Source organism: Chamaesiphon polymorphus CCALA 037, assembly GCF_003003845.1.
Taxonomy (GTDB): Bacteria; Cyanobacteriota; Cyanobacteriia; order Cyanobacteriales; family Chamaesiphonaceae; genus Chamaesiphon; species Chamaesiphon polymorphus.
In genome coordinates, this window is the sequence record NZ_PVWO01000687.1 from 1 (window position 1) to 2,350 (window position 2,350).

Below are 2,350 nucleotides of genomic sequence, written 5' to 3' on the forward strand. Positions count from 1 at the left end.
GGCTCAGATTCATTCATCTTTTCCCCCTTATTTAGTAATTGTACCTCTTTCTATACTCTTTGAGCGGGAAGGGAGTAGAATTAGGGCTGATTCCACAAGGGTATCAAAAAGCTACTTTAGGTGATGGTACTATTTCTCAATTTCGTGTTTACGCTGCAACAGTAATATGGGATGGGGAGCGAAGGCTGGTTGAAGTCAATTCCGCGACTACTGGCATTCTGATTGGGATGGGGTTATTAGAAGGACATAAACTAGAAGTTGATGCAACTCCTAATGGAAATGTCAGTATTATCAAGTTAGCTGAAATTTAATCGGAGTCAAGCTATAAAGGTGTCTTAGTGTAGCGTAGTCACAGCGGAGCCAAAACTATGCAAGTATCTGTAACAGAAGCCGCCGCCAGATTGCAGGAACTAATGGATGTAGAGATCGATGGCGAAGAAGTTATTATCTGTATTGACGACCGATCTGCAATTAAGCTTGTCCCAATAGAACCAGTCAAACCGCATCCAAAAGTTGGAAGTGCTAAAGGGTTAATCTGGATGTCCAATGATTTTGATGAGCCTTTAGAAGAATTTAGAGAGTATATGGAGTGAAGCGATTCGCCAAGTGCGCCAACGGCTGTAGTTTGCACTAAGCTATAAAGAGATAGATCGAGCCGCATCTGGGCAATACCGCCGAAGCACATCGCTACCGCATATGACCTTTAGTACCGAATTTGAACTCCTCTTACGGGCGCGATATCCCCTAATTTATATTCCCACCACCGAAGAAGAACGCGTGGAAAGCGCGATCGCCAAAGTTGCCCAGCAGCAAGGCAATCGTCCGATTTATATCTGGGATTTTGTGGATGGTTATCAGGGCAATCCCAACGATAAAGGCTATGGCAAACGCAATCCACTACAAGCGTTAGAATTTATCGACAATCTCAGTGCGGATGTGTCTGGCATCTTTATCCTCCGCGATTATCATCGTTTTCTGGAAGATGTATCTGTCGCTAGAAAACTGCGGAATCTCTCGCGCAAGCTCAAATCCGAGCCGAAAAATATTGTCTTCCTCTCGCCCCAGATTACCATCCCTAGCGATTTGAGCGAATCGATCGTCATTTTAGAATTCCCGCTCCCGACAGCTAGCGAAATCAAAGTCGAGATCGATCGATTGACGAATGCGACGGGAAATCACCTCAGCAGCCAACAATTAGACGATCTGATCCGCGCGTGTCAGGGATTATCGGTAGACAGGATTCGGCGGGTGTTGGCGCGCGCGATCGCCACTCACGGCCAAATTCGTCCCGATGATGTCGAATTAGTCCTCGCCGAAAAACGTCAAACCATCCGCCAGACTCAAATCTTAGATTTCTACCCTGCCAAAGAACAGATAACCGATATCGGCGGTTTGGATAACCTCAAAGACTGGCTGCTGCGCCGTGGCGGTTCCTTTTCCGATCGAGCGCGGCAATATGGTCTTCCGTACCCTAGAGGGCTACTCCTGGTCGGAATTCAGGGCACTGGTAAGTCGTTGACGGCTAAAGCTATTTCCCATCATTGGTATTTACCGTTACTGCGGTTGGATGTCGGGCGACTATTTGGCGGATTGGTAGGCGAGTCGGAGTCGCGCACCAGACAAATGATTCAACTCGCTGAAGCTCTCTCGCCTTGCGTGTTGTGGATCGATGAAATCGATAAAGCTTTCGCGGGTGTAGATGGCAAAGGCGATGCAGGAACTTCCAGCCGGGTATTTGGTACCTTTATTACCTGGCTGACTGAGAAAACCTCCCCCGTATTTGTCGTAGCCACGGCAAATAATATCGATTCACTCCCCGCTGAAATGCTCCGCAAGGGACGCTTCGACGAAATTTTCTTCGTCGGTTTACCCACTAGAGCGGAACGTCGCGCGATTTTTAACGTCCACCTAACTAAACTTCGTCCCCATAATCTCGCCAACTACGATCTCGATCGATTGGCGTATGAAACCCCCGATTTCTCAGGTGCCGAAATCGAACAAACCCTAATCGAAGCCATGCATATCGGCTTCAGTCAAAACCGCGATTTCACCACTGATGATATTCTAGAATCAGCCAGTCAAATGATCCCCCTCGCCGTCACCGCCCAAGCCCAAATCCAATTCCTCCAAGACTGGGCAAACTCCGGCAAAGCAAGATTAGCCTCTCGGCAAGGTAGCTTGGGTAAGGTAGTGGAGGGGAGGGATTAGGCTTTAGGCTTTAGGCTTTAGGCTTTAGGCTTTAGGCTTTAGGCTTTAGGCTTTAGGCTTTAGGTTTTAGGGGAAAGGAGAATGGAAATAGGGCGTAAGGCTTAACTATACTCATCCACCCATCCTGTCTCTTATACACATC

The 2,350-nt window shown here is 47.7% G+C and carries 3 protein-coding genes; all 3 read left to right on the top strand.

The window, feature by feature from the left end; translation table 11 throughout:
- Nucleotides 1-59: 59 nt before the first annotated feature.
- The 3 genes from C7B77_RS28265 (at nucleotide 60) to C7B77_RS28275 (ending at nucleotide 2,208) form a co-directional block, all read left to right on the top strand.
- Nucleotides 60-311 (top strand): hypothetical protein, encoded by a 252-nt coding sequence (locus C7B77_RS28265; protein ID WP_146138581.1) that lies wholly within the window; start codon nucleotides 60-62, stop codon nucleotides 309-311.
- 57 nt (nucleotides 312-368) lie between these two features.
- Nucleotides 369-593, top strand: coding sequence for a type II toxin-antitoxin system Phd/YefM family antitoxin (locus C7B77_RS28270; protein WP_106312911.1), 225 nt, complete (start codon nucleotides 369-371; stop codon nucleotides 591-593).
- A gap of 103 nt (nucleotides 594-696) precedes the next feature.
- Nucleotides 697-2,208, top strand: a complete 1,512-nt coding sequence (locus C7B77_RS28275; protein ID WP_106312913.1) for an AAA family ATPase — start codon at nucleotides 697-699, stop codon at nucleotides 2,206-2,208.
- Nucleotides 2,209-2,350: the final 142 nt, after the last annotated feature.